Here is a 25780-nt window from a genome sequence, read left to right as displayed (position 1 = left end):
CACCTCCGACGAGAAAGGCCTCTCATGACCACCACTGACCAGGGTTCACGCCCCGCCACCGGGACCGACCGGATCCTCGAGCTGTTCTCGATGCACGACGACGTCGTCGTGGTCACCGGAGCCTCGAGCGGCATCGGGCGGGCGGCCGCCGAGATCTACGCGGACGCGGGCGCCACGGTGGTCGTGCTGGGCCGGGACCAGTCCCGGCTGGACGAGGTCCGGGAGGCGATCACCGCCACCGGGGGGACCGCCCACGCCTACGCGGCCGACCTGGCCGAGGCCGGGGCCTTCGAACAGGTCCTGGAGCGGGTCGTGGCCGAGGTGGGCCGGCCGACCGTGGTGGTGGCCAATGCCGGCATCGCCGGGGGCGGCAGCTACCGGACCGAGGAGGGAGCCATCGGCCGGTACACGGACGAGGAGTGGCGCAACGTGGTGGCCACCAACCTCCACGGCACGTTCGAGACCGTCCGGGCCGCGGCCCGCGTGCTGCCCGAGGGCGGCCGGATCCTGGTGACGTCCTCCACCGCGGGACTGCGGACGGACCCCATGGTCTCCTACGCCTACGGGGCCACGAAGGCCGGGATCATCAACCTGGCCCGTCAGGCGGCACTGGAACTGGCCCCGCGGGGCATCCGCGTGAACGTGATCGCCCCCGGCCCCTTCAAGGGGACCCGGATCGGCGGGGACGCCGTCCTGGACGAGGCCGGGGAGCGGATGTGGGAGGAGACCATCCCGCTGGCCCGCATGGGCACCATGGGGGAGATCCAGGCCCCGATGCTGTTCCTCGTGGCCCCCGGCAACTCCTTCGTCACCGGCGCCGTCCTGGCCGTGGACGGCGGGGCGCTGGCCCTGTCCCACACCATGTTCTGATCGCGCCCGGCGCGACCCCTGACACCGGTGGGGGTGCCCTGCCACGGCGGCACTCCCACCGGACCCAACGCATCCACCCCTCGCCATCCAAGGAGAACCCATGACCACCCTGCACGACAAAGTCCTGCTGATCACCGGCGGCGCCAGCGGCATCGGGCGGGCCACCGTCCTCCGCTGCGCCGAGAAGGGCGCCAGCGTGATCGTGGCCGACCTGAACCTGGAGGGTGCCCAGCAGGTGGCCGACGAGGTCACGGCCAAGGGCGGCCGGGCCCGCGCCGTGGCGGTGGACGTCTCGGACTTCGCCGCCGTCGAGCAGGCGGTCCAGTCCGCGGTGGACGCCTTCGGCCGCCTGGACGGGATCTTCAACAACGCGGGCATCGCCGGCGGTAGGCCGCTGCTGGACCATGACCCGGAACGGGACTACCACCCGATGATCCGGATCGACCAGGACGGGGTCTACTACGGGATCCTCGCCGCGGCCCGCCAGTTCGTGAGACAGGGCGGCGGCGGGGTCATCGTCAACACGTCCTCCATCTACGGTGAGCAGGCCGCCGAGCTCTCCTTCTCCTACAGCGCGGCCAAGGCGGCGGTCATCTCCTTCACCCGCTCCGCCGCCTACGAGCTGGCCGAGCACGGCACCCGCGTCCTGGCCATCACCCCCGGGCGTGCCAACACCGCCATCATCCAGCAGTTCCCGCAGCACCTGCGGGAGCTGTTCGCCTCGGAGCAGCTCCGGGACACGATGACGGAACCGGAGGAGATCGCCAACGTGGTGGCGTTCCTGTTCTCGGAGGACTCCAACGCCATGAACGGCACCGTGGTGCACGTGGACGACGGCTACTCCGTGTTCAAGCACCGCTTCGAACTCCCGGTGTTCTGAGGTGTCGGCCATGGCCACGGCCGAGGTCCAGGGCCGCCCGGGACTGGCGGTGGACCTGGCCTGCCAGAGTGCGGCCTTCACCACGGACCCGTTCAGCCCCGAGTTCGCCCGCAGCCTGCCGGTGCTGCGCGACGCCGGCTACCGGCGCGTGGTGCTGGGCCCGGTGGACCCGTCCAGCCGGGGCGTGGCGGACCTGGCCCGGCGGATCGGCGACGCCGGACTGGCCCCCATCACCATGGCCGTCCAGTCCCCGGAGGCGAACGTCGGGTCCGAGGACCCGCACGTCCGGCGCCGGGGTTTCGAGCAGTTGCGGCGCTTCGTGGACCTGACCGCGAGGATGGGCGGGGACCAGCTGAACGGGGTGCCCTACGGGGTGCACGGGGACGCGGCGTCCCGGCCCTCCGGGGCCGACGTGGCGCGCGTCGCCGAACTCGTCGGGGACGTGGCGGAGGAGGCCGCCGCCGCGGGGATCATGATGACCTTCGAGGTCGTGAACCGCTACGAGACCTCCGTGCTCAACACCGCCGCCCAGGCCGTGCGCTTCGTGGAGCTGTCCGGTTCGCGCCACCTGAGGATCCACCTGGACACCTTCCACATGGCCATCGAGGAGGCCGACCTGGTGGGGGCCGTCGCCCACGCCCTGCCGTACCTGGGGTACCTGGAGTTCGGCCAGTCCTCCCGCGGACTGCTCTCGACCGGCAGCCTGGACCTGGCCCGCGTGCTCGAGGACACCCTGTCCCTGGGCTACACCGGGCGTTTCGGGGTGGAGGGGTTCAGCCGGTCCCTCATGCAGGAACCGGTGGCCGACGCACTGAGGATCTGGGACACCACGTTCGCCACGGGAGAGGAGTTCGTCCATGATGCCGCTGTTCTCTTCGCCCGCGACGCCGCCCGTACCGGGACCGGGAATTGCCACCGCTCTGGCTAGATTGGGAGGCATGGTGCCCGAGCGTGATGACCTGCTGTCCTACCCCCGGCCCTCGGTGGCCGCGGACGTGGTCCTGCTGACGGTGGCCGACGGGGAGCTCAAGGTCGTCCTGCGCCGCCGGGACGAGGGCCGCCATGCCGGGGAGTGGATGCTGCCGGGCACCATGCTGCGCGAGCGCGAACGCCTGGGCGATGCCGTGCTGAGGTGCCTGGAGACCAGGATGCACGTCCGGGGGCGCTCGCCGCGGCAGTTGCACGTCTTCGACGATCCGGAGCGCGATGACCGGGGCTGGGTCCTGACGGTCACCCACCTGGACGTGGTGCCGCTGGCCGCCCTGGAACTGGCCCTGGAGCACGGCCACGGACAGTTGCGGGCGGTGGACCAGGTGCACGGGCTGCCGTTCAGCCACGACGAGATCATCGGCTGGGGCGTGCGGATGGTGCGGTGGGAGTACGGCCAGACACCGGACCCGTGGTGCCTGCTGGACGACGAGTTCACCATGACCCAGCTGCGTCAGGTCCACGACGCCGTCGCGGGGGCCCCGCACCAGAAGGACACCTTCCGCCGGGCCATGGAACCCCAGCTGGAGGCCCTGGACATCCGGGCCATGCCGCCCGGCGGCAGCGGGCTGGGCCGGCCGGCCCGCGTCTACCGCCGGCGTCCGGACGGCTACCATCCCGTGCCCATCATGGCCTGAACGGCCTACGGTACGGAGCGGAGACGTCCATCCCGGACGCGGACGGTCCCGGCCCCATGACCCCGCAGCTCTCGGCTGCGGCGCCCTGCGACCCACGAGAACACAGGAGTTCCCCATGAAGATCGAAGCCCTCGTCGTCGAGGAGACCAATGCCCCCTTCACCAAGGAGGAACTGGAGCTGCAGCAGCCCGGTCCGGGCGAGGCCCTGGTGCGGGTGGTGGCCTCGGGCGTCTGCCACACGGACGCGATCACCCAGGCCGGTGACATGCCGCTGCCACTGCCGGGCGTCCTCGGCCACGAGGGATCCGGCGTGGTGGAGGCTGTGGGCGAGGGCGTCACCTCCGTGGCGGTGGGTGACCACGTCATCATGGGCTGGCCCTACTGCGGGCAGTGCCGCAACTGCCGCCGCGGCGAGCACCGCTATTGCGAGCTGCTCGGCCCGGCCGTGGTCAGCGGCCGGCGGTTCGTCGGGCCCCAGGCCGGCACCTCCGCCTACACCCGCGCGGACGGCTCCTCGCTCTCCGGTCACTTCTTCGGCCAGTCCTCCTTCGCCACCTACTCACTGGCCAACGCCAACGCCCTGGTGACGGTGGACAAGGACGTGCCGCTGGACCTGGTCGGGGTGCTGGCCTGCGGCATCACCACTGGTGCCGGGGCCGTCCTGAACACCGCCCGGCCGCGGGCGGGGGAGTCGCTCGTGGTCTACGGGGCAGGCGCCGTCGGGCTGGCCGCCGTCATGGCCGCCCGGAACACCCCGGCCACCACCATCATCGCGATCGACCTGCACGACTCCCGGCTCGAGCTGGCCACCCGCTACGGTGCCACCCACGTCATCAACTCGTTGCACGAGAACGCCCTGGAGCGCGTCCGGGAGATCTGCGGCGGCCCGGCCGACTACGCCCTGGACTGCACGGGTGTCATCCCCGTCATCGAGGAGGCCGCCGAGGCCGTGGGCATGCTCGGCACGCTCATCCTCATCGGTGGCGCCCCGGCCGGGGCCCGCTTCAGCCTGGACCACCTCGGCGCGCTGTGGGGCAAGCGCGTGGTCGGCACGCTCGGCGGCTCGGGCACCTCCCAGGAACTCATCCCCGCACTGATCGCGCTCTACCAGCAGGGCCGGTTCCCGTTCGACGAGCTCGTGCAGTTCTACGGCTTCGACCAGGTGGAGGACGCCTTCGCGGACAGCAAGTCCGGCACCACCATCAAGCCCGTGCTGCGTATCGGCCAGGCCTGACAGGGGAGGGACCGCCCACGGAGGACTCCTCCGCCAGAACGCACTGCGGCCCCGGACCCATGACGGGTTCCGGGGCCGCAGCCGCTGGTTCAGAGGGTGTGCCGGTCTACTTCAGGCCGTCCTTGAGGTCCTTGGCGGCGTCCTTGACGTTCTCGCCAGCCTGCTTGGCGTGGCCCTCGGCGTTCTGGGCCTTGCCCTCTGCCTGCAGGTCGGGGTTGTCGGTGGCATCGCCAATCTTGTCCTTGGCACCTCCAACAACCTTGTCGGTCGCGTTGCTGATCTTGTCTCCGAGTCCCATGGGCACTCCCTTCTGTCGGCGATCAAGTCCTCTCACCCTATGTCCCTGCGTGTCCACGGGGAACCCTCCGGCCGGTGGTTTCCTCCATGGCGAACACACACGCCTGGACGGCTGGGGCCCGCTCGACCCGGGGTCACGCACGGCCGGCCCGCCGTCAGGCGATGCAGCGGGGGCGGAGCGGGGAACAGGCGCGGCGCCCAGTTCTCCCTGATCCCCAGGGCCCGGCATGGAGGCCTGGTCCTCCCAGTGAACATGTAGTTAGTACACGTAGAGTGCTGGGTTCGCCCGTGGGTGTGCCGCTTGCTCCGCACCCTCCGTAGTGAGGGACGAGGGGCAGGACGGACGAGGAGACCCTCATGCGCACCTTCGGGGTGGAAGAAGAACTCTTGCTGGTGGATGCCGGCACCGGCGAACCGTTGCCGGCCGGGGACTGGGCCGCCGCCCTGCAGGACGAGCCGGCGCCTACCGGTCACCAGGTGAGCGAGGAACTGCACGAGGAACAGCTCGAGGTCATTTCCCCGCCCCAGACCACCCTGGCCGGGCAGCTGGCCTCCATCCGCGCCGGGCGCGCACTGGCGGAGCGGGCCGCCGCCCGGGTGGGCGGACGCGTGGTGGCCCTGCCCACGGCGCTGGGTCCGGTCTCCCCGCACCCGGTGCCGGGACTGCGCCACCGCAGGATCGCCACCAAGTTCGGTCTCACCGTGGCCGAACAGCTCACCAACGGCTTCCATATCCACGTGGGCGTCGACTCCCGCGCCGAGGGCGTGGCGGTGCTGGACCGGATCCGCGTCTGGCTGCCGACCCTGCTGGCCCTGAGCGCGAACTCCCCGTTCTGGCACGGGGACGACACCGGGTTCGCCTCGTACCGCTACCAGGTGTGGTCCCGGTGGCCCACCGCCGGGCCCACCGATGTCTTCGGCTCCCCGGACGCCTACGACCGCTACCGGTCGGCCCTGTTGGACACCCAGGTGCCGGTGGACGCTGACATGCTCTACTTCGACGCCCGCCTGTCCGAGCACCACTCGACCGTGGCGATCCGGGTGGCCGACGTCTGCCTGGACGCGCATCATGCCGCGGTGATCGCCGCCCTCACCCGTGCCCTGGTGGAGACGGTCGCCCGCGCCTGGGCCGACGGGTCCCCGGCCATGCCCGTGCCGGCCGCGCTGCTGCGGGCCTGGTCCTGGCAGGCCAGCCGCAACGGGACCGCCGGAGAGTTGATCGATCCGGCCACCGGCACCCCCGCACCCGCCGGAGACGTCATGATCCGCCTGCTCCACGTCGTGGGTCCGGTGCTGGCCGAGTACGGGGAGCGGTCGGTGATCGAGGCCGGGGTCGCGAAGATCCTGCGCGAGGGCACCGGTTCCCAGTACCAACGTGAGGTCTACGCCGAACGGCACAGCCTCGGCGACGTCATGACCGCCGCCCTGGCCGCGACCCACCAGGCCCCGCCCGGCCTCTCGGAGTCGCTCGTCCTGCCCCGCCCGGAGGACGACACCCCACAGGGGACACCGGCCGCCGTGTCGTAGGGCCCGAGGAGCGGGGCCTGCTGGTCCGCGTCCAAGTCACCGCCGGCCCCGGGGCGGGCTTCACCGCCCTGAGGGCACGCCGGCGTCATCGTCTCCGGCTCCTCCGGCACCGCGCAGCCCACAAGGGAGGCTGGCGTGGAGAACTGGGCTCTACAGAGCCGAGACGATCCAGATGATCAGGGCGATGGCCACCAGGATGCCGACGATGGTCCAGACAAGACTGCTACCACGCATGGTGTTCCTCCGTTCTCCGCGCTCTGCGGATCGTCAGTGATTATGGGCACATCAACCCCCTGCGGTTCTAGTTCAGGGGTGCTGTGAATCCCTGCGCGGCGGCGGGAATCAGGCCGGGTCGATGCCCAGCCGGCCCATGCTCCACCCGTGCGGTACGAGTCCACCGATCCTCGATACAGGCCGGTGCAGGCATCCGGTCGGCACATGCACCCATCACGCCTCAAGTGACCGGAGATCACTGCGGGAGGGGTCATGCCCAGCTTGAACCGCGATGGCCACCCTGGAGTCGGCTAGAGGGATCCGGCCATGTCGTTCCCCGTGCCTGGCTCACCGCGACGCGATACATATCAGCGCCTCGATCGCGCGGAAAGGGCGAGGCCTATTTCGCGGCAGCGGCGGTAAAATAGGCCCTTATTCGCCTATGCGGCAGGCAAAGGAAGGCAGTGTGCGCATCAGCGATGTGGAACGGCGGTGCCTTCAGGTGGAAGGCACCGAATTCATGATCGAGACCCGGGGTTCGGGGTCCGATTGCTTCGTATTGGTGCCCGGAATCGGGATGTCCCCACGGTATTTTGTTCCCCTGGCCCGGGAACTAGCGGCCACGGCAACGGTGCACGCCATGCACCTGCCCGGCTTCGGTGCTGCACGGCGCCCGGTGCAGGCGTTGCCGATCCGGGAAACCGGCCGGTTGGCCGCGCAGGCGCTGCGGCAGCTACACGGGGGCCGGTTCATCGTCGTCGGACATTCCATGGGGTGTCTGACCGGAGTCGAAATGGCCCTGGCGGATCCGGCCGCGGTCCGGTCGCTGGTGCTGCTCGGGCCCTCTATCAACAGCCGGGAGCGGACCCTCCGCATGCAGCGACGGCGCCTGATCCAGGACACCCTCTGGGAGCCGCCCCAGGTGGCCTGGACGGCGGCCGGTGACTATCTCCGCTGCGGGCGCCGCTGGTACTACGCCAATGCGGCGTACATGATCGACTACCGGTTGGAGGAACGGCTACCGCTGGTATGCGTCCCGATCGTTCTGGTGCGGGGCGAACACGACCCCATCGCCCCCCGGTCGTGGCTGGCCGAGCTGGCGGCTGCCGGCACGGCGGCGGTCATGACGGAGATACCCGGCGAGGCCCATGCCGTGATGTACCGCAGCCCGGTAGCCGTGGCCCGGCATTGCCTTGACCTGGCAGCCAGATCGTGAAGCGCGTCGCAAAGGCCGCTGCCCGGCTGCCGGTCCGCGGTTGGTGGTGGCTACTGGACTACTGCCACGCGGGCCTCAGGCAGGTGGATGGCGTGCTGTTCCGCACCGACCCGGCACCCTACCAGCAGGCACCGCGCGCCGACCGGCCGGTGCTTCTGATCCCCGGAGTCTACGAGAATTGGCAGTTCATGCACCGGATAGCCCGGACGCTGCATGCGGCCGGGCACCCGGTCCACGTGGTCCGCACCTTGGGCTACAACCGCGGCGAGCTGGGTCGGATGGCCGCGCTGGTCGCCGGTTACCTTCGGGAGGCCGACCTGCGCGACGTGACGATCGTGGCGCACAGCAAAGGCGGTCTGGTCGGCAAGCACGTGATGCTGTCGTCCACGTCGGCCGGGCGGATCCGGCACATGGTCGCCGTGAACAGCCCGTTTTCCGGATCCGTCTACGCCGGACTGTTCCTGGACCCGAGCATCCGGGCATTCTCGCCGCGCAACCGCGGCCTGCGTGCGCTGTCCGAAGACCGGTCCATCAACCACCGCATCACCTCGGTGTTCAGCACGTTCGACCCGCATATCCCCGTCGGGAGTCATTTGCCCGGTGCCAGGAACATCAAGCTGGATTCGGAAGGGCACTTCCGCACCCTCAACGATCCCTCGCTGCCGGAGATCCTGCTGCAGGCATTGGCTGAACCGGAGGATTCCAGTCCCTAGGGCCGAATCACGGGCAGCAGGGTCGAGGTCGCACGAGAATGCCGCACTGGACGACGGGGGCCTCGCCGCGCGTTCCGACCCTGAGCGCGGTGTGAATATTCGTGCCGGTGGGGTCCATCGGCTGCGCGCGGCGGTTGGCCGGAGGCTCCAGCGATACGGTGTCTGGCGCCGATGATGGCGAAGGTGGGGGTCAGCCTTCTGGGCCTGCTGCGGTGGTGCGGGCCAGGCCGGAGAATCTGGCGTCAACCAGGACTGTGTATCGCCCGGAGGGGCCTCGAGCCACATCTCATCTGCCGGGGGTGAGGCGCGCGGGCCCACCGCACAGCATGCTTCAGTCACCAGACTCCTGGCCCTCCCGTGGTGCCCCAGGAGCGGATCGGCCCAGGACGGGCCTGGAGGAGGCCACCATGCACTTCAAGAGCTCATCGGCCACAGGCGTTGTGGCTATCGGCGCTACCACGTTGTTGTTGGCCGTGGCGGCATGTACCGGCGGGGGCCCACAGGAAAGTACACCTGCACCGGCAAGTTCGACCGCCCAGGAGAGCACGCCCGCGCCGGAAAGCCCAGACCCGTCAGAGGGGGTTTCGCAGGCCTGCGCGTCCGCGGACCGTTTCGCTGATGCCCTCGTCGAGTTCCGGGCCACCCTGAAGCCCGAGTCCAGTCTCGAGCAGATCCGTATGGCGCGGGAGAAGGTGACCGCGTCCTTCGACGCCCTGGTGAGGGACGCGCGGGATCTTGCCCAGGACCGCGTGGCAGAGCTCGAGGCCAGCGTCAGTGAGCTCCGTGCCGCGGTCGCCGCGGTCCCGGATGACAGCGCCGTGCCCGAGGCCATCGTGTCCCTCCGGGACGAGGCAGACGACGTGCGTGCAGCGCTGCAGAACCTTCGGCGCGATATCACCTGCTAGCCGCACCCGGCCAGAATCCGCGCTGGGAGTGGCCGGGGCCGGTCGACCGCTGCGGATCGGTGTCATCGCCCTGGGCGCGTTCATCGTCTTCGTCATGGACCGGCCGGGCCCTGCAACCACCGTCTCCGTTCTGCTGCACGAGCGACCAGGGAAAGGATCCTGCCTCGGTGCGGTGTGACAGGAGCCGGTCACGTCAGGCGGACACGGATCACCGGACCGCGGTGGTGGACGTCAAGGGACGACCAGGAGGACCCGGGTACCCGCGTCGGCGCAAGACGGTGCCACGACGATGCCCTTCACGGGGAGTGGTCGTCCTCCGACGGCGCCCGGCAAGGAACTGACGGACCGGGTACCTCAAGAGGCCCTCCGGTGAGATCGGTGAGGTCCCGTCTGCCGACCGTGGACGCCCGGGTGTTTACTCATTGCCTGCGGTCTCGGCCTGCGCCTCAAGACCGATGGCGAAACCGAGCGCCTCGAAGAGGTGGGTGGCTGCCGCGACGACCCGCGGGGTGCCGATGATCGGGGCCACGGCGACGAGGATCCCCTGGACATCCTCCAGGGTGATGCCCACGTCTAGGGCTTCACCGGCATTGAGCAGGTAGGAGGCGGGCGGGGCGTCGACGGCGGCGAGTACCGCGATCCGCGCCAGCATCAGCTCGCGGGGAGCGAGATCGCAGTGGTCGATGGACGCGGCGGTGATCTCGGCGAGGGTGTCGATGACGGGGTTCTCGTCGTTGGCCATGGTCATGTCTCCGTTCAGACGGACTAGCGAATCTCCCGGCCGTGCACGGCCAGGGCGTAGATGATGAGGACGTCCAGGGCGATCAGGATGCAGCTCCACACCGGATAGGCGGCGATGAACGCGAAGCTGCCCAGCGCGCTGACCACGGCCAGCAGGATGCCGACGAGCCGCGCCCAGAACTGTCCCGCGAGGACTCCGATGCCGGCGACCAGGACCACGGTCCCGGCGATCAGGTGGACCCATCCCCAGGTGGTGTAGTCCAGGTGAATCGAGAGCCCCTGGGGGCCCACGAGGTAGTACTCGGAGTTGAACAGGGCGATGAGTCCCTGGATCGCATGGAAGGCCCCGAGCAGGATCATCAGGACCGCGGCGAAGACCAGCCACCCCACCCATCCTGAGCTCTCCGGAGGGTGCCTGGTCAAGGTGGTGCCCGCGGCGTCCGATGTCGGCGTGGTGGTGTTCATCTCGGCCTCCTGCCCGCTGGAATGGTCCCGTCCACTATGGGCGCGCAGCCGGCGCGGCACCTCCTCCCCAGCGGGTGAAAACCAGGCCTCGCCCGTTCCCGGCGATCTAGAATGACGCGCATCAGAGCACAGTGCGGTTCACGCCCGCCGGGTGCCGTGGCACGCGGCGGGCCCAACAGCCACAGTGACGTGGCGAGCCCAGTCGGAAAGAGCGGCTGTGGGCCAGATCGGTATCTTTTTGGGCGAGTTGTCCGCCGTTGAGGACGCGCGGGCAAAGCCGCTGTGTGACTGCGTGGATTTCCTTGACCGGGAGCACGTGCAGGTGAGCACACCCGCCGGAGTCCGCACGTTCCGGCTTCCCGCCGCTCGACAGGCCATCGCCGACGCCTTGCACGCAGGTTGCCCGGATGACCTCTCATCCCCGGATCCCTGGTCCGCGGACGTCCAAGAACGCCTCAGGCACCACCGATGGGTCCAGTTGTTGCGAGATCTGGGCCAGTACTGCGGCGATCTTGCCAGCCTGACGCGTAACCATCCACCGGCCAAGACACCGTGGCGCTATCAAAGGATCGAACGGTCCGGAGCAACGGCACTGATCACCGTCACCAACGGTCGTGAGCACCACATCCACACGGTCGATCTGGAGTCACTCACCCCGCCGTCGGCGGTGCCCGTCGAGATCGCCTGGGCCGTCCTCGCCCAGTCGGTGCCAGGGCCCCTGTCCGATGCCACCTCATCATCGCCATGGGGCCAACTGCTGCACCGGAGGCGGACCCACTCCAGGCTCATCTAACGCTGGCATTGGTCGATCCCCGTTGCTGTTATCGCGGCGTGTTCAGGGTCAAGATGTGGGTGTGCTGAACACTTCGGAGACGGGGTGGCGACAGGGCCTCCAGGAGGCCAGACGACAGCGGCCTCGGAGGTGCGCGGTGGGTGATGGTTCCGGTGCTGCGGGCGCCGGTCTTCCGCTGCTGCTGGTCGGGACGGTCATGGTCTATGCGCTCATCTGCCGGTGGCTCGAGCGCGTCGGCATCACCGCGGCCATGGTCTTCGTCGCGGTCGGGGTGCTGGTGGGCAGCGCCGGGTTCGGCCTGGTGGCGGTGGACCCGCAGGCACACTGGTTCCTCGTCGTCGCCGAGGTCACCCTCTCCCTGCTGTTGTTCTGTGACGCGGCGCGCCTGAGCCCGCGGAAGGTCGGTGGGGATCTGGGGCCCGTGTTGCGTTTGCTGGGCATCGGCCTGCCGCTGACCATCATCACGGGAACGGTGCTGGTCATCACGGTCTTCCCTGAGCGGGGCTGGGTGGCCGCCGCCCTGGTCGCGGCGATCCTGGCCCCCACGGACGCCGCGCTCGGAGCCGCCGTCGTGAGCGATGAACGCGTGCCGGTCCGGGTGCGGCGGATCCTCGGCATGGAGAGTGGGCTCAACGACGGGCTGGCCACGCCGGTCGTCTCCGTACTGATCGCGGTCACCGCCTCCCAGGCCGGCATCGCCGGTGGGGAGAGCTGGCAGGTACGGGCGGTCTACTCCCTGGGGGTGGGCGTCGCCGTCGGGGCTGGTGTGGGGTTCGGTGGTGGGCTGGTGCTGCGGTGGTGCCGCCGCCGGGAGTGGACCTCACCGCTGTCCGTGCAGGTGGCCGTGCTCACCTTGGCGTCGGTCTGTTACTTCGGGGCCACCTCGATCGAGGCCAACGGGTTCGTTGCCGCCTTCCTCGGCGGGCTCGCGTTCACCACGGCCACCGGCATGCGGGCCGCCGAAGAGGAACTGGCCTTCACCGAGACGCTCGGAGTCCTGGCCTCCCAGGTGGTGTGGCTCCTGTTCGGTGCCGCCATGGTCGGCCCGGCGCTGGCGCGCATGACGACGGAAACCGTCCTGGTGGCGCTGGGCGCGCTGACGGTGGCTCGCATGGTGCCGGTGGCCGTGGCCATGGTGGGCTCGCGCTGGTCGCCGGCCACGATCGTCTTCGTCGGCTGGTTCGGTCCCCGTGGACTCGCCACGGTCATCTTCGCGCTGGTGGCCCTGCAGTCCCTCGGGACGACCGGCCTGGCGGACCATGTGCTGGACGTCGCGGCGGTCACGGTGCTGGTCTCGATCGTGGCGCACGGCCTCAGCGCCGGTCCACTGGCGATCCGCTACGGGACCTGGGCCGCCGGGTTGTCGGCGAATGCACCGGAACACGTGCAGGTTGCGCCCGCGTCCCGACGGCGCCTGGGTCTCCACCGCTAGACGGGCGGAAGGACCGGCACGATGAGCGGACGGTTCATCAGCCTGCGCGCCCACCGACGACCAACCGTCCATCCCGCAGAGGGACACCGCACTGGCCGACCCGGCCGGCTGGCCACCATCCGTTCTCGATCGAACGTGATGACCGTGAGTCCGCGAGGAGCGAACCGGCCATCTCTAGGCGCACGGCGCGGACCCTGACGAACCCCATCCGGCGTGATTCAGGGGCCGGTGGTAACCGAGGCACCGTCGGCACCGGGACTGTGGCGCAGGCGGTGGGACGTGCGGTAAGACTGGCCCATGGCGAGGGCACCAGGACAACGCCCCGGCCGGGTCCCCATCATCGGCCAACTCCGCACCTACGACCGCGCGTGGCTGCGCGGCGATCTGATCGCCGGAGTGACCGTCGCCGCCCTGATCGTCCCCAAGAACCTGGGCTATGCAGGCATCGCCGGGGTCCCGCTGCAGAACGGGCTGTACGCGGCCGCCGCCGGAGCGCTGGTCTACGGGATCTTCGGCAGCTGCCGGCAGATCTCGATGGGTCCCAGTTCAGGCCTGGCGGCGGTGGCCGCCAGCGCCGTGCTCGCGGCCGGCATCACCGGTGAGGTCGATACCGCCTCGTTCGTCGCCGGTATCACGCTGGCATCCGGACTGGTGTTCCTGGTCCTGGCCGTGCTGCGAATCGGCTGGATCGCGCAGTTCCTGTCCAAGGCGGTGGTCACGGGTTTCCTCTTCGGCGCGGCGATCGACGTCGTGATCGGAGAACTCCCCAAGCTCACCGGGACGGACGTCACCGGGTCCAACCCGCTCCAGGAACTGCGGTCCTGGGTGGGCACGCTGGGCGAGGCACACCCGACGACGGTGGTCGTGGGCGGACTCGCCCTCGCCGTCGTCTTCGGACTCAAGGCCGTCGTGCCCCGGGTTCCCGGCGCCCTGGTGCTCGTGGTGGGCGGACTGCTCGCGGCGGCGGTGCTCGACCTCGGCGCACGGGGAGTGGCGTTGGTCGGCGACGTTCCCCGGGGACTGCCCTCGCTGCAGGTCCCGGACGTCCGATTGATGGGGGACCACGCGGGCACCACGGCAATCGCGGCCGTGGCACTGGTCCTGATCGGTTTCTCCCAGACGGCCGGTGACGCGCGGACCTTTGCCGCCAGGCATCATTACCAGATCAACATCAACCAGGAGTCCTTGGCGCAGTCGTTGGCCAACATGGCCGCAGGCCTGTTCCGGGGCATGCCGGTCTCGACCAGCCTGTCAGCGAGTTCCCTGAACGACCATTCCGGGGCGAAGACCGGCCTGGCCTCCCTCACCTCGGGGGCCACGGTCCTGCTCACGCTGTTGATCCTGGCACCGCTGTTCTCGATCCTGCCCAAGCCCGTGCTGGCGGCGCTGATCATCGAGGCCGTCGTGATGGGCATGATGGACGTGCCGGAGATGCGGCGGCTGGCCCGCGTGCAGAAGGTCGACTTCTGGATCGCTGTGGCGGCGATCTTCGCCACCGTGCTCGTCGGCGTGCTGGCGGGCGTGCTCATCGGCATCGGGCTCTCACTGATCTGGCTCATCGCGGTGGCCACGCACCCGGCGATGCCGATCCTGGGGCGTGAACCGGGCACGCGGGTCTTCCGGGAGGCCGATGAGCACCCCGGCGACGAGGTGCTCGCCGACGTGGCCGTGCTCCGGTTGGACGGGGGTCTGTTCTTCGCCACGGCCGACGCCCTCGAGGACCGGCTGCGCGAGATCATCCATGAGAGTCCTGGCCTGACCGGGATCGTGCTCGACTGCGGGGGGATCAATTTCGTCGACTCCCAGGGCTCGGCCAAGATGGCGGACATCGTGGCCCTCACCCGTGACGCGGGCGTCATCCTGCGGCTGACCCGGCTCAGGCCGGCAGCCCGGGGGGTCCTGGACCGCGACGGCGTGATCGAGGCCATCGGGGCGGACAGGATCCACGGCAACATCCACCGGGCCGTCGAGGCGCAGCGGGCGGCCGCACGACGGGACCGCGACGGCGGCACCGGCTAGGTGGCGTCATCACGGCTCCGGCCTTGCGGTTCCTCATGCGGAGACGGTCCCAGTTCTAGGGAACTGGCACGATCGCTGCCGGTCAGGAGTCGGCGGCAGGGAACTCGGGAGGTGTGCGTGTGCCCGCCGAGTTCACGATGGTCGCTGGGCCAGCCGCGCAGCCAGGAGACCGCCGGTGCAGAACATGACGGTCAGGACCAGCACCAGCAGCAGGGGAGCGGTCCAGCCACCAGAGGTCGCGTTAAGCCAGCCGGCCAGGGGCGGGGTGATCGTGGCGACCAGGTACCCACCGGTCTGCACCCACGCCGAACCGGAGGCGGCCTCTGCATCGGTGACGGCCACCCGGGCGATGATGGAGAAGATGGCGGTGAACCCACCGCCCTGGGCGATGCCGCCGATGATGGACCACAGCACGTAGGCCTCCGGGGCCAGGAGCAGGCCCAGTGGCAGGATGATCCAGAGCACTCCCATCACGGCCACCGGGACCCAGAGCCCACGGGCCCGGAGCGTGAGCACCGGCACCCCGAAGGCCCCCACGATCGCCGCCACCTGGAACAGCGACGCCGTGGCCCCCGAGGCTCCCGCGGCCAACCCCATGGCATCACTCAGCAGGGTCGGCAGCCAGGTGGTGGTGGCGTAGTAGGCCCCGGACTGCCCGCAAAAGGCCACGGTGAGCAGGACGATGATCAGCCGGAAGCGGGGCCGGCCGGCGCCCGGGCCCGGAACCGCCCCCGTGGCCGGGGTGGAACCGGTGGCGGAGGCGCCTGCCGGCGTCGGGGTGTCCCGGACGCCGTCCGCGGAGGTGACCGGGGAGGCGTCGGTGGGGCCAGGCTCCGGGGCAGCGGTGGCCCGGGTGCGCAGGCGCCGGGACCACCACAGCCAGTAGACCAGCCCGATGGCGGTGAGGACCGCCCAGGCCGCGATCGCCCAGCGCCAGCCCACGGCCTCGGCCAGGGGCGCTGTGACCAACAACGTGAGCATGGAACCCACGTTCATGGCCGCCGAGTACGCGCCGGTGGCCAGGGACACCTGGCGCCAGGGCACGTCCCGCCGGATGATCACCGGCACGGCGATGTTGCCCAGGGTGATCGCGACGCCGATGACCGCCGTCCCGGCCAGCACCACCCAGGCCGGACCCGTGGAGCGGATGACGGTGCCCGCGAGCACACCGGACAGGCAGAGCAGGACGACCGCCTCGGGGCCGAAGCGGCGGATCCATCGGGTGGCCAGCGGGGTGGCCAGGGCGAAGATCAGGACCGGCAGGCCGGTCAGCAGGCCGGCGCCGACGGCGTTGAGTGAGGTGTCGGCCTGGATCGGACCGAGCACCGCGGTCGGCGCGATGATGGGGGCGCGCAGGTTCAGGGCGAGGACGACGATGCCCGCGATGACCCAGGGCAGGGCGGGGCGCAGTGCTGGCGAGCGGTTCGTGGCGGTCTCCTTCGGGGCTGTGGGCACCGGGCGCTGGACTGGTCCCGAACCGGACCATCACGCCGCGCGTGCCCTTGTCAGTGTGCCAGTCCGCGGGCGCCTGTCCCGCTGGGAGCGTGGCGAGCCCGGCCATGGTGGCCGGCCGGATCTGCGGGGCGAGGAGATCCTGGCGCGCCGCGGGGATCTACGGCTGGGCTTGAAGTGTTCGGTTCTGGGCCACGCTGGGCCGGGTCTTGAGTATCTCCAGGAAATGGGCGCGCATCCGGGGCCGGTCGGGTTCGATGCCGGTGATGAGCCGGAAGGCGTCTACGGCCTGACCGACGGCCATGTGCCCACCGTCGAGGACGCGGCAGCCGGCGGCGCGGGCGGCCACGATGAGGTCGGTGTCCACCGGCAGGTAGATCACCTCCGCCACCCACTGGGTGCCATCGAGTAACCCGGTGTCGATGGGGGCGCCGGGGTGGTGGTGCATGCCCACCGGGGTTGCGTTGACGATGCCGTCGGCGGCCCGGACCAGTCCGGGCAGGTCCGCGGTGGTGGCGGCGTCCACGGTCTGGCCGGGGAACATGGCACTCATGGCGTGGGCGAGTTCGGTGGCGCGGGCGGGGGCGACGTCGATCAGGTACAGGTGCTGCACGCCCTCGCCCAACAGCGCGGCGGCCACCGCGGAGCCGGCCCCGCCGGTGCCGAGCTGGACCACCGTGTCCTTGGGGGCGTCGGACAGTTCGGTGGCCAGTCCGGCGGCAAAACCGGACTGGTCGGTGTTGTGGCCGATGAACCGCCCGTCGCGGATGAGCACGGTGTTGACCGCCTTCAGGGCGGCGGCCTCGGGGGAGACTTCGTCGAGGTGGGGCAGGACGAGTTGCTTGCAGGGGTGGGTGATGTTGAAGGCGTTGAAGCCCAGGTCGCGGCCGGCGGCCAGCAACTCGCCGACGTCCTGGGCCGGGCGGCCGATGAGGTCCAGGTCGATGGGGCGGTAGAGGTAGTGCAGGCCGTGGTGGCGGGCCTCAGCCTCGTGCAGGGCGGGGGAGGTGCTGGCGGTGATGCCGGACCCGATCAGACCCACCAGGTAGGACTCGGACGTGGTGCTCATGGAACTCCTCGGAGGGGGCGGTGCAGGCGGCTGTCGGTGAATCGTGGCTGTGGCCACGGGTCGTTCAGGGGCGGGCGGGCAGTTCGGCGGCCAGCCGGTCCGCGGCCTGGCACAGGGCGGACAGGTGTTCCTTCAGCCCGTCCAGGGTGGTGCGGAAGATCGGGGCGGCCAGGGTGACCGCGCCGATCAGCCGGTGGGCGGGGGAGAGCACGGGCACGGCGATGCCGGCCATGCCCACATCGTTCTCCTCGGACTGCCCGGCCCAGCCCTGCTGGCGGACCTGTTCGATCTGGCGGCGCAATTCCTCGCGGTCGGTGACCGAGTGCTCGGTGCGCGGGGTGAGATCAATGGTCTCGAGCAGGTGGTCCCTGGTGGCGGGGTCGGCGAAGGCGAGCAGGACCTTGCCCGAGGCGATGGTGTGCAGCGGTGCCCGGTCTCCCGGGTCGGTGGTCGTGCGGAACTGGGGTCCGTCCACCTTGATGGCGGTCAGGCTGCGGTCGCCGTCCAGGACGTGCAGCACCGAGCTCTCTCCGGTGTCCTGGGTGAGCTGGCGCAGGATGGGTTCGGCCGCCCCATCGAACCCGCGCTGGTGGGCGACCTTCTGGCCCAACTGGTACAGGCGCACCCCCAAGCGGTAACGCTTGTCCAAGGGGTCGTAGGTGACGAAGTCCGCCTCCACCAACGTGTTCACCAACCGGTAGGCGGTGCTGAACGGGTGACCCGTAGCCTCGGCGATCTCGCCGGCGGTGGCCCCGTCCGGATAGTCCCCCAGCAGGGTCAGCAGATCCAGCACCTTGGTCGCGGTACCGGATTTCGCGGCGGCCATAGCTTCCTCCTTGACACGTGTTGTGACTCACAGCATACTCGTAAACCAGAATGCAGCAACAGTTGCCAATATATGAAATAAACTACAGGGTGTGGCTGTCCTCATCGGAGCTCACGTCCTTGCCACTCCCACCGGTCCCGAGGGCACACCCACGGGCGGACCCACCCCACCGATTCTGATCAGCAGGAGTCACCCTGATGTCCACCCATTCACCCGCGGGCACCTCGTCCGCACCCGCCATTGATTCGTTTGCGGAACAGCGTCAACTCAAGCGTGCCCGCAAGGCCTCCCTGGCCGCCTTCCTGGGCGGGGCGCTGGAGTACTACGACTTCTTCATCTACGCCACTGCCGCGTCCCTGATCTTCAGCCAGATCTTCTTTCCGGCTGGGGACCCGACCGTGGCCCTGATCCAGTCTTTCGCGATCTTCGGGGTCGGGTACGTCTTCCGCCCGTTGGGCGCCTTCGTCTTCGGCCACCTCGGGGACAAGATCGGGCGCAAGAACACCCTGGTGATGACCCTGGTCCTGATGGGGGCGGCGACGTTCCTGATCGGTGTGCTCCCCGACTTCGAGACGGCCGGGTACTGGGCGCCGATCCTGCTGGTGTCGATGCGGGTCCTGCAGGGCCTCTCTGCCGGTGGTGAAACCGCCGGGGCCGCGGCGCTGACCATGGAGGAGTCTCCGGTCGGGCGCCGGGCGTTCTTCCCCAGCTTCGCGATGAGTGGGATCTCCGCCGGCATCGTGCTGGCCTCCCTGGCCTTCCTGCCGGTGGCGGCGATGTCCGAGGAGGCACGGCTGGCGTGGGGCTGGCGCATCCCGTTCTGGCTCTCGCTCGTCGTGCTGGTCGTGGCCTACCTGGTCCGCCGGTCGCTGGAGGAGCCCGAGGTCTTCGAGCAGAAGGCCGAGCACAAGGACCTGGTGAAGCTGCCCTTCGCCGAGATGTTCCGGACTCACCCGGCCCAGTTCTTCCAGGTCACGCTGATGTCCTTCCAGGTCGTGACGAACACCTTCATGCAGGCCTTCGGTCTGGCCTACGCCACCCAGGTGGTGGGTATCCCTGCCGCGACCATGCTGTGGGTGAGCATCCTGGGCAACGCCCTGGCGATCTTCACCCAGCCCCTGTTCGCGGCGATCTCGGACCGCGTCGGGCGCAAGCCGATGTTCATCGGAGGGGTCGCAGGGTCGGCCGTGCTGATCTTCGTCTACTTCAACGTGCTCTCCACGGGGAACATCGCCATGATCTTCCTGGCCAGCACCCTGATCACCGCCGGCACCTACGCGGCGTCGAACTCCATCTACCCGGGCTGGTTCCCCGAACTGTTCAACGTCCGGGTGCGCTACTCCGGCATGGCCATCGGCCTGCAGATCGGCATCCTCTGCGCCGGTTTCACCCCCACCCTCGGCACCGCGTTGGTCGGCGGCGACCCGGCCAACTGGGGGCCCGCGGCCTGGATCGTGGCCGGCTCCTCGATCATCGCCACCATCGGCGCCCTGTGGGCCAAGGAAACCTACCGCACCCCCCTGGACCAGCTCGGCGCACCGGTCCACCACCCCGAGGCCCACGGCGCCGTCAGCCGCTGAACCACCATCCCTGTCAGGCAACCGAAGAGCACTGCCTCACCGGACGGGACGGCCCCAGAAGACACGAATCTTCTGGGGCCGCCCCATGACGTCCAGGACTACGACCGGGTCGCCAATGGACAAGCCTGAGCAGATCGCCTGCGCCGCCTATCAACACCCGCCAGGCCTGACCGCTCGTCTTCGTAGTTCACCCCCATCGCCCTGACTTCGCGCGAACGGTCTCGACAAGCACCGTTTGCCGGGACCCAGAACCGTCCTCGGGAGTCGAACGTTCTTTTGAGGAAGGTAGGGCGGCGGGGATCGCGTGGTTGGAGTCACTGCAATGGACATGGCTCGGCGCGTCAGGACGGCCTGTTCGGGCGTGCTTCGGATGCCGCCCCGTCATCGGGATGGTTCACCGGACGGGTCCTACGGGATGCCCCGAGAGGGGCACTGTTCTTTGTGCAGGTCACGTGTGGGTGTGTTCGGTGGGGTTCCTCTTGTGGGACCAGCGACTGGTTCCCGATCGGGGCCCGGACTCTATACAGCGCACGCCGGGTCCGTGATCCTGAGAACTCGGAAACTGCCCTGGTGCCTTCCCGGCATCCGAGCAGGTCGAAGCGGACTTCCATCCCCGGAAGAGCTACAGGAAAGGCACCAGCATGGGCGCACGAGGCCTCATTATGGCCACCTGCATAGGAACACTCGGCGTCGCCGTCATCGCGACCATATTCGTCTTCGCCGGAGCGCAATGGAAGGGAGGGAACGAAGGAGTTCCCCTCGTTTTCTTCGCCATGGGCGCCGTTTGCCTGTTTGGATTCATTGTCTACAGAAGTAAGTCCACCGTGGCCAGGTGGGGCGCCCGGCTCGCGGCGGCCAGCGAGGAGGGAAAAACGGTCGACGACGGGCTCGAGCTGTTCAAGCGGTATTCGCCCTTCCTGCTCGCGGCCGCGGTAGTGCTCATCGTCGGGGGTATCGCGGGGCTATTTCGCTACTAACTTCGACGCCTTACCCCACCTTCCTCTGACGAGGGTGAGCTACGGTGCCTCGTTCGGGGATCCTCTTCCGGGCCCCTCTCGTCAGATGGTTGCACACCCCTAAATGGCCCCGCTGTGGCGAGTGGGCCACGCTCAGAATGGTGTGTACGCCGGGTGCGGAGCTTGCCCTCTGCGGGATCCGCGTGCGCACCATGGCACGTGCCCAGCACTTTCCTCACTGTCGTGGGACGTCGCCTCGGCGCAAGAGGATGAGTCCTTCATGGGTCACGGTCGAGCCCAAAACCGAGCCGTGCCGGTCCAGGAAGGTGACATCGACATTGCCCAGACGGGTGAACCGTACACGGTCACCGGTTGGCGTTGAGACGTACTCGAAGATGCCCCCCAGCTCTTCCAGGGCGTGCAGGATCGCCCGATCGTAGGAATAGCGATGCAGGACTGCCGATGGCTGCGGTCGCTGGTAACCCGGACGGGCACCGACGCCGATCTGCCGGATCGGATCTAACCAGGCCAGTGTCCTGCTCAAGGGATGCTCGTTGTCCCCGTCGTGGAAAACCAGCTCGATGTACGCGGTCGCGGACCTGAGGGAGCGCATCCATTTCCGCTGTGCAGCCCCATCGAATCCTGCAACGGACTCGAGGGGCACCTGCTGACACATATTCCTAGCCTTATCCATCCAGGCGGCACCGCAAAACCACTGATGATCCAGGACCGGGTGGCTCCCAGACTCACTCGGCTACTCGTGTTCAGTCGTCCCCGTTGAGGATCCGTTCGGGAAGCAACGGACCTAAACCCGCGGTCCGGTCACGCTTTCACGGTCAGGGCCCTTCTGAGCGTCGATGACTGTCGAAAGAGGCGGTGGTTCGGTCAGCGAATTTCTTCCACCACACTGGTGCCCTTCTCGGGGCGGGATTCCCATGCCCAGGACTCCTCGAACCGGACGCGCCCGTCCTCAAGCACCACGATGTGGCTTTCACAGACACCACTGGCGGTGGCCCCGCCGGTGTCGAGATGCACGTAGCGGAACTGTAAACGCTCACCCTCGCGAGTCCCCACGAGATACCCGCGGACGATCTCCCCACCGTCGTACTCCGCCCAGATGGCCGCACCGTCCTCGTGATACCGAAAGCGGGTGGCCGCTCCAACTTGGCCGGTGACGGCATTGCTGACTCCGGCGAAGGTCTTCCCGTGCAGGGAAACGGTCACCGGATCGGGGAGGATATCGCCTGAAGTAGCCATCCCAGCACGCTAACCGCCACCGGCTCTGCTCACCCCGCCCGGTTGAGCAGTGTGACCCGCAGGCTCCGTACGGAGGGCGGCGGACCACGCCTGTGGATCGCAGAGAGACGTGGCTCGGTTCGCGCAGAGGCACCTGGCCGTTCGCGCTCAGTCGTCCGTTCGAGATCCTTGAAGAAGACGCCTGTGACCTGTGTCGTCGCCCTCTGAGTCGGACGGCTGGGCATCTTCCGGTTTCACGTAAGGCCCGACTGCCAATCGGGGCCATGCCGGCCCAGACCCCTGAGAGGTTTTGACGCCATGGGACGTGGGCCTGGCGGTGGATGCATCCCCTTGTCGATGTAGCGCCGAGGGTTCTCGTATCTCAGCGTGCGTCAGGTGGTGGGGTAGGTGAGGGCGATGAGGTCCGCTTCCAGCGTGGTGCGGTCGGTGTCGTTGAGGACGGCTCCCCAGAGGGGGGCGCTGTTACTGCCGTCGGTGGCGGCAATGATCATTCGGGTGGCGAAGGGGTCGACACCATCGTCGAAGAGGGCCGCCCGCCATTGCCGTGCGTCCTGTTGAGCGAGCTCTTCGGGGCCTGGCTCGAACATGAGATGAGCGGCCAAGGCGAGGGAGTCGCGGAGCCCGGGAAGGTCACGGGCCTCGGCGAAGCTCACCCGGATGTAGGCCCGGGTGAGCCGGCCCGGGGTCTGTGGTTCTTCCTCGGCGGCCAGTCGTTCGACGTCCCGGCGGAAGCGGTCCATCAGATCGGTGGCGAGGCCGTTGAGGAGCTGATCCTTGGTGGGGAAGTGGTAGAGCAGTCCACCCTTGGACACCCCGGCTGCCGTGGCGATCTCCGAGAGGGGTACGGCCGTACCTCGCCGGCCGATCTGCTGCGTGGCAGCATCCAGGATCAGTCGCTTGGTGTCCTCCGCGTCGCGTCCAGCGGTGCGCGCCATATGAGCATCCTTTCTCGCGTGCCTTTGCTACAGCATCTCAGTGCTGGGCCACAACGGCCGCTTTGGTGTTGGGGATGAACACGTAGGCGACGACCGCGGCCACGACCATCACCAGAGCCGCAATCAGGGTGGTGGCCTGCATGGCGGACACGAAGGCATGTTGCGCCGCCTCCAGTGCTGGGCTGCCCGGTTCCAGGACCGCGGTGGCCGATGCCAGGGAATCCTCAGCGCGGGTCGCCGCCTCGCCGACGGTACTACCGGGCAGTACCAGGTTGAGGCGATACAACACGGTGATGACCGATCCCAGAACGGCGATGCCGAGGGCGACGCCGAGTTCGTAGGCAGTCTCTGAGATCGATGCCGCCGCTCCGGCCTTGGCGGGTTTGACCGCCGAGACCACGGCATCCACGCTGAGGGTCTCGGCGATGCCGAGACCCAGGCCGAGGGGGACCAGGGCCACAAGGACCCAGATCAGTTGCTCCTGTCCTTCCAGCCCGGCCATCAGCGCGAGTCCGGATGCGCCAATGACCAGCGCGAGGGCGATGGCCCGCCCCCGCCCGACCCGGGTGAGCAGATATCCCACCACCGTGGCCGCGACCATGGACGAGAGTGCCGCAGGCAGTTGGGCCAGTCCCGCCTGCAACGGGCTGAGATGGCGCGCGAGCTGGAGGTATTGGGAGAAGAAGAACAGTACTCCGCTGAGGGCGAAGACCGAGATGAAGTTCACCAGCACCGCCCCGGTGAAGGCGGGGTTGCGGAACAGCTCTACGTCGATCATCGGTGCATCCGAGCGCCGTTGACGACGCACGAACGACACTCCGCCGATCACGCTGGCCGCGATCGCGGCCATCGTGGGCAGGCCGAGCGCTCCGCCGGTGAGCTGCTTGATCGTGTAGACGAACGGGATGATCGTCAGCATCGACAGTCCGCTGGAGAGCACGTCGAACCGAGCCGGGCTCGGATTCCTGGACTCCGGCAGCAGCCACGCCCCGAGAACCAGCACCCCTGCCATGACCGGCAGGTTGATCAGGAACACCGAACCCCACCAGAACCGTTCCAGCAGTGCGCCGCCCACCAGTGGACCGAGCGCGATGCCACTGGCGGCCGCAGCCGACCACACGGCGATCGCTCGGGTGCGCTCGACCGGGTCGGGAAAGATGTTCCGGATCAACGACAGGGTCGAAGGCATGATCGTCGCCCCGGCCACACCCAGCAGCAGCCGGGCAACGATCAAGACCTCCGCGGTCGGGGCGAAGGCCGCCATCACTGAGGCGGCCCCGAATGCTGCCGACCCCAGCAGCAACAGCTTCTTGCGGCCGATCCGGTCGGCAAGATTGCCCATCGTCACCAGCAACCCGGCCAGGGCCAGGGAGTAGATATCCCCGATCCACAACACCTGGGTGGCCGTAGGGGACAGGTCCGCCGTCAAGGACGGCACCGCCAAGTACAACACGGTCGCGTCGATCGCCAGCAATAGCACCGCACCCACCAGTACGGCCAGGGACGCCCACCGGCGTCCCGAACTCAGCGCATGCTCCATGTCCACTCCTTGAACTAACCGTCTGGACGGTACAGTTTTACCGGTGTCTCCTGACGAAGGTCAAGTGGCGCGTTGTCCGAACCCACCTGTCGTGTACGTGTCCTTCAGGCTTGGGGTGAGTGGTGGTCTTTCGTGTCTCGGCGCCCGGGCGCCCGATCGCTCCCGAGCTGATGCCGTGCGGAAATTCCCCTCACCGGGTGTCGACTCATGAAGAAACGGATAGTGCGCGTTCTCATCCGGTGGAGCATCGTATGCATCCTCCGCGTTCCGTCACGAACACCATGGGCTTTGACCCCTGACCGGCGTGCGACCGCCTATTTTCCGCCCCCTGACCGTCGAGGTCCCAGAAGGAAGGTGGCGACGTGACGTGTATGATTGTGAGCAGCGTCACACGCAATGGAGTGGCGACGGATGCGGCATCCTCTCTCGCCGGTTCGTAGTGGACGATCAATCAGGGCAGGAGTCAGAAGGATGGACAGTTTCGCCACAACCGACCCGCTGCATGAGGTCACCGTGTACGACGTCAGGGGAAACGCGATCGGCACCGTCGCGGAGATCTTCGGTGAGGCCCCTCATGAATCCGCCCCCGCAACCCCGCAGTCCAGGGGCACCATCCCTGAATAGTCTCCACGGGTGCGCGGGGAGCACCTGGGCGGTCGGCCCTGTCCTCCCGCGCCGGGTCGGACCTATGCTGTCGCCACCCCTCAGTGCCGAGCCGCGGCCTCGCTCCCGGCTCCGTGGTTGCACGCCTCATGAGACACCGGAACCTCTCCCTACTCTCCCGAGGACCCATCATGAAGACCCTGTCGCGTACCTGTATGGTGGCCGGAGGCGCCGCCGTGCTCACCGCCCTGGCCGGTGTCACCGCCGCCCATGCCGTCAGTGTCACCGTCCCGGACACGGGCACGCTCCTGGTCGGAGGCGCCGGCGTGAGCTTTTCGGTCACCCTCGACTGCGAGGCCGGCCGGACGGCTGACCTCCTCGTCAACGTCGTGCAGAAGGTGGACGGCGCCCACGTGGCCACGGGCGGGGTCATCTCCGACACCGTGACCTGTGCCGCGGGCCAGGAGACCGTGGAGGTCGCCTTGCTGGCCGCCGGTCACTTCGCCTTCACCGAGGGCGACGCAGCGGTCCAGATCCTCATGTTCACGTGCGACACCGTGGCCTGTGAGAGCACCACGGTGACCGGCCAGGCCCGGCTCGGACTCACCTAGGACCATCCGTCGCGTCACCCT

25 protein-coding genes are annotated in these 25780 nt (G+C 68.9%); 15 read left to right on the top strand and 10 right to left on the bottom strand.

Translation table 11 applies throughout. From position 1 onward, the window contains the following. Positions 1 to 24: 24 nt before the first annotated feature. The 5 genes from GGQ69_RS13210 to GGQ69_RS13190 all read left to right on the top strand — a co-directional run bounded on the left by GGQ69_RS13210 (position 25) and on the right by GGQ69_RS13190 (position 4609). Positions 25 to 870 carry an SDR family NAD(P)-dependent oxidoreductase gene (locus GGQ69_RS13210; protein ID WP_183529261.1) on the top strand — a complete coding sequence of 282 codons (846 nt, stop codon included), beginning with the start codon at positions 25 to 27 and terminating at the stop codon, positions 868 to 870. A gap of 100 nt (positions 871 to 970) precedes the next feature. Then, the gene (locus GGQ69_RS13205) at positions 971 to 1750 is read left to right on the top strand and encodes an SDR family NAD(P)-dependent oxidoreductase (RefSeq protein WP_183529252.1); all 780 of its coding nucleotides are present in this window, start codon (positions 971 to 973) and stop codon (positions 1748 to 1750) included. Positions 1751 to 1760: 10 nt separating this feature from the next. Continuing rightward, positions 1761 to 2678 carry a sugar phosphate isomerase/epimerase gene (locus tag GGQ69_RS13200; RefSeq protein ID WP_183529250.1) on the top strand — a complete coding sequence of 306 codons (918 nt, stop codon included), beginning with the start codon at positions 1761 to 1763 and terminating at the stop codon, positions 2676 to 2678. Between the two features lie 10 nt (positions 2679 to 2688). Then, entirely contained in the window at positions 2689 to 3375 is a 687-nt protein-coding gene (locus tag GGQ69_RS13195) for an NUDIX hydrolase (RefSeq protein WP_183529248.1), read from the top strand. 115 nt (positions 3376 to 3490) lie between these two features. Further along, the gene (locus GGQ69_RS13190) at positions 3491 to 4609 is read left to right on the top strand and encodes an NAD(P)-dependent alcohol dehydrogenase (protein ID WP_183529246.1); all 1119 of its coding nucleotides are present in this window, start codon (positions 3491 to 3493) and stop codon (positions 4607 to 4609) included. Positions 4610 to 4715: 106 nt separating this feature from the next. On the opposite strand, the gene GGQ69_RS13185 is transcribed toward GGQ69_RS13190, so the two are convergent. Continuing rightward, entirely contained in the window at positions 4716 to 4907 is a 192-nt protein-coding gene (locus GGQ69_RS13185) for a CsbD family protein (RefSeq protein ID WP_010143488.1), read from the bottom strand. Positions 4908 to 5263: 356 nt separating this feature from the next. Between GGQ69_RS13185 and GGQ69_RS13180 the strand changes: the two genes are divergently transcribed. From GGQ69_RS13180 to GGQ69_RS13165, 4 genes are all read left to right on the top strand, one after another. After that, the gene (locus tag GGQ69_RS13180) at positions 5264 to 6433 is read left to right on the top strand and encodes a glutamate--cysteine ligase (RefSeq protein WP_183529244.1); all 1170 of its coding nucleotides are present in this window, start codon (positions 5264 to 5266) and stop codon (positions 6431 to 6433) included. 679 nt (positions 6434 to 7112) lie between these two features. Beyond that, positions 7113 to 7862: an alpha/beta fold hydrolase gene (locus tag GGQ69_RS13175; RefSeq protein WP_183529242.1), complete on the top strand. Its 750-nt coding sequence runs from the start codon at positions 7113 to 7115 to the stop codon at positions 7860 to 7862. Then, positions 7859 to 8575 carry an alpha/beta hydrolase gene (locus tag GGQ69_RS13170; RefSeq protein ID WP_324590059.1) on the top strand — a complete coding sequence of 239 codons (717 nt, stop codon included), beginning with the start codon at positions 7859 to 7861 and terminating at the stop codon, positions 8573 to 8575. Before GGQ69_RS13175 ends, GGQ69_RS13170 begins: the two co-directional genes overlap by 4 nt. Positions 8576 to 8982: 407 nt before the next feature. After that, a complete protein-coding gene (locus tag GGQ69_RS13165; protein WP_183529240.1) occupies positions 8983 to 9480 on the top strand; it encodes a hypothetical protein in 498 nt (165 codons plus the stop codon). A gap of 415 nt (positions 9481 to 9895) precedes the next feature. On the opposite strand, the gene GGQ69_RS13160 is transcribed toward GGQ69_RS13165, so the two are convergent. Both GGQ69_RS13160 and GGQ69_RS13155 read right to left on the bottom strand, forming a co-directional pair. Continuing rightward, positions 9896 to 10228, bottom strand: a complete 333-nt coding sequence (locus tag GGQ69_RS13160) for a carboxymuconolactone decarboxylase family protein (RefSeq protein WP_255459709.1) — start codon at positions 10226 to 10228, stop codon at positions 9896 to 9898. A gap of 17 nt (positions 10229 to 10245) precedes the next feature. Next, positions 10246 to 10686: a hypothetical protein gene (locus GGQ69_RS13155; RefSeq protein ID WP_183529238.1), complete on the bottom strand. Its 441-nt coding sequence runs from the start codon at positions 10684 to 10686 to the stop codon at positions 10246 to 10248. 217 nt (positions 10687 to 10903) lie between these two features. Here GGQ69_RS13155 and GGQ69_RS13150 point away from each other — a divergent pair, with 217 nt between their 5' ends. The 3 genes from GGQ69_RS13150 (at position 10904) to GGQ69_RS13140 (ending at position 14930) form a co-directional block, all read left to right on the top strand. Then, a complete protein-coding gene (locus tag GGQ69_RS13150) occupies positions 10904 to 11479 on the top strand; it encodes a hypothetical protein (protein ID WP_183529236.1) in 576 nt (191 codons plus the stop codon). Positions 11480 to 11615: 136 nt separating this feature from the next. After that, positions 11616 to 12911 carry a cation:proton antiporter gene (locus tag GGQ69_RS13145; RefSeq protein ID WP_221243766.1) on the top strand — a complete coding sequence of 432 codons (1296 nt, stop codon included), beginning with the start codon at positions 11616 to 11618 and terminating at the stop codon, positions 12909 to 12911. Positions 12912 to 13208: 297 nt separating this feature from the next. After that, complete coding sequence (locus GGQ69_RS13140) at positions 13209 to 14930, top strand: SulP family inorganic anion transporter (protein ID WP_183529234.1); 1722 nt, start codon at positions 13209 to 13211, stop codon at positions 14928 to 14930. Positions 14931 to 15062: 132 nt separating this feature from the next. Here GGQ69_RS13140 and GGQ69_RS13135 read toward each other — a convergent pair whose 3' ends face one another. From GGQ69_RS13135 to GGQ69_RS13125, 3 genes are all read right to left on the bottom strand, one after another. Further along, complete coding sequence (locus GGQ69_RS13135) at positions 15063 to 16385, bottom strand: CynX/NimT family MFS transporter (protein WP_370577187.1); 1323 nt, start codon at positions 16383 to 16385, stop codon at positions 15063 to 15065. Between the two features lie 157 nt (positions 16386 to 16542). Further along, positions 16543 to 17451 (bottom strand): shikimate dehydrogenase, encoded by a 909-nt coding sequence (locus tag GGQ69_RS13130; RefSeq protein ID WP_183529232.1) that lies wholly within the window; start codon positions 17449 to 17451, stop codon positions 16543 to 16545. 64 nt (positions 17452 to 17515) lie between these two features. Further along, a complete protein-coding gene (locus GGQ69_RS13125; RefSeq protein WP_183529230.1) occupies positions 17516 to 18277 on the bottom strand; it encodes an IclR family transcriptional regulator in 762 nt (253 codons plus the stop codon). A gap of 197 nt (positions 18278 to 18474) precedes the next feature. On the opposite strand from GGQ69_RS13125, the gene GGQ69_RS13120 reads away from it, so the two are divergent. Both GGQ69_RS13120 and GGQ69_RS13115 read left to right on the top strand, forming a co-directional pair. Beyond that, a complete protein-coding gene (locus GGQ69_RS13120; protein ID WP_183529228.1) occupies positions 18475 to 19857 on the top strand; it encodes an MFS transporter in 1383 nt (460 codons plus the stop codon). Positions 19858 to 20498: 641 nt separating this feature from the next. Further along, positions 20499 to 20834 carry a hypothetical protein gene (locus tag GGQ69_RS13115; RefSeq protein WP_183529226.1) on the top strand — a complete coding sequence of 112 codons (336 nt, stop codon included), beginning with the start codon at positions 20499 to 20501 and terminating at the stop codon, positions 20832 to 20834. A gap of 214 nt (positions 20835 to 21048) precedes the next feature. On the opposite strand, the gene GGQ69_RS13110 is transcribed toward GGQ69_RS13115, so the two are convergent. From GGQ69_RS13110 to GGQ69_RS13095, 4 genes are all read right to left on the bottom strand, one after another. Continuing rightward, positions 21049 to 21477, bottom strand: a complete 429-nt coding sequence (locus tag GGQ69_RS13110) for a hypothetical protein (RefSeq protein WP_183529224.1) — start codon at positions 21475 to 21477, stop codon at positions 21049 to 21051. Between the two features lie 221 nt (positions 21478 to 21698). Then, a complete protein-coding gene (locus tag GGQ69_RS13105) occupies positions 21699 to 22070 on the bottom strand; it encodes a hypothetical protein (protein WP_221243765.1) in 372 nt (123 codons plus the stop codon). A gap of 371 nt (positions 22071 to 22441) precedes the next feature. Further along, positions 22442 to 23005, bottom strand: coding sequence for a TetR/AcrR family transcriptional regulator (locus GGQ69_RS13100; RefSeq protein ID WP_183529222.1), 564 nt, complete (start codon positions 23003 to 23005; stop codon positions 22442 to 22444). Between the two features lie 37 nt (positions 23006 to 23042). Beyond that, a complete protein-coding gene (locus GGQ69_RS13095; protein ID WP_183529220.1) occupies positions 23043 to 24545 on the bottom strand; it encodes an MFS transporter in 1503 nt (500 codons plus the stop codon). Between the two features lie 794 nt (positions 24546 to 25339). Here GGQ69_RS13095 and GGQ69_RS13090 point away from each other — a divergent pair. Continuing rightward, a complete protein-coding gene (locus GGQ69_RS13090) occupies positions 25340 to 25759 on the top strand; it encodes a hypothetical protein (protein WP_183529218.1) in 420 nt (139 codons plus the stop codon). Positions 25760 to 25780 lie beyond the last annotated feature (21 nt).

Source organism: Micrococcus sp. TA1, assembly GCF_014199555.1.
Classification (GTDB): Bacteria; Actinomycetota; Actinomycetes; order Actinomycetales; family Micrococcaceae; genus Citricoccus.
This window is presented reverse-complemented; position numbering and strand designations above follow the sequence as displayed.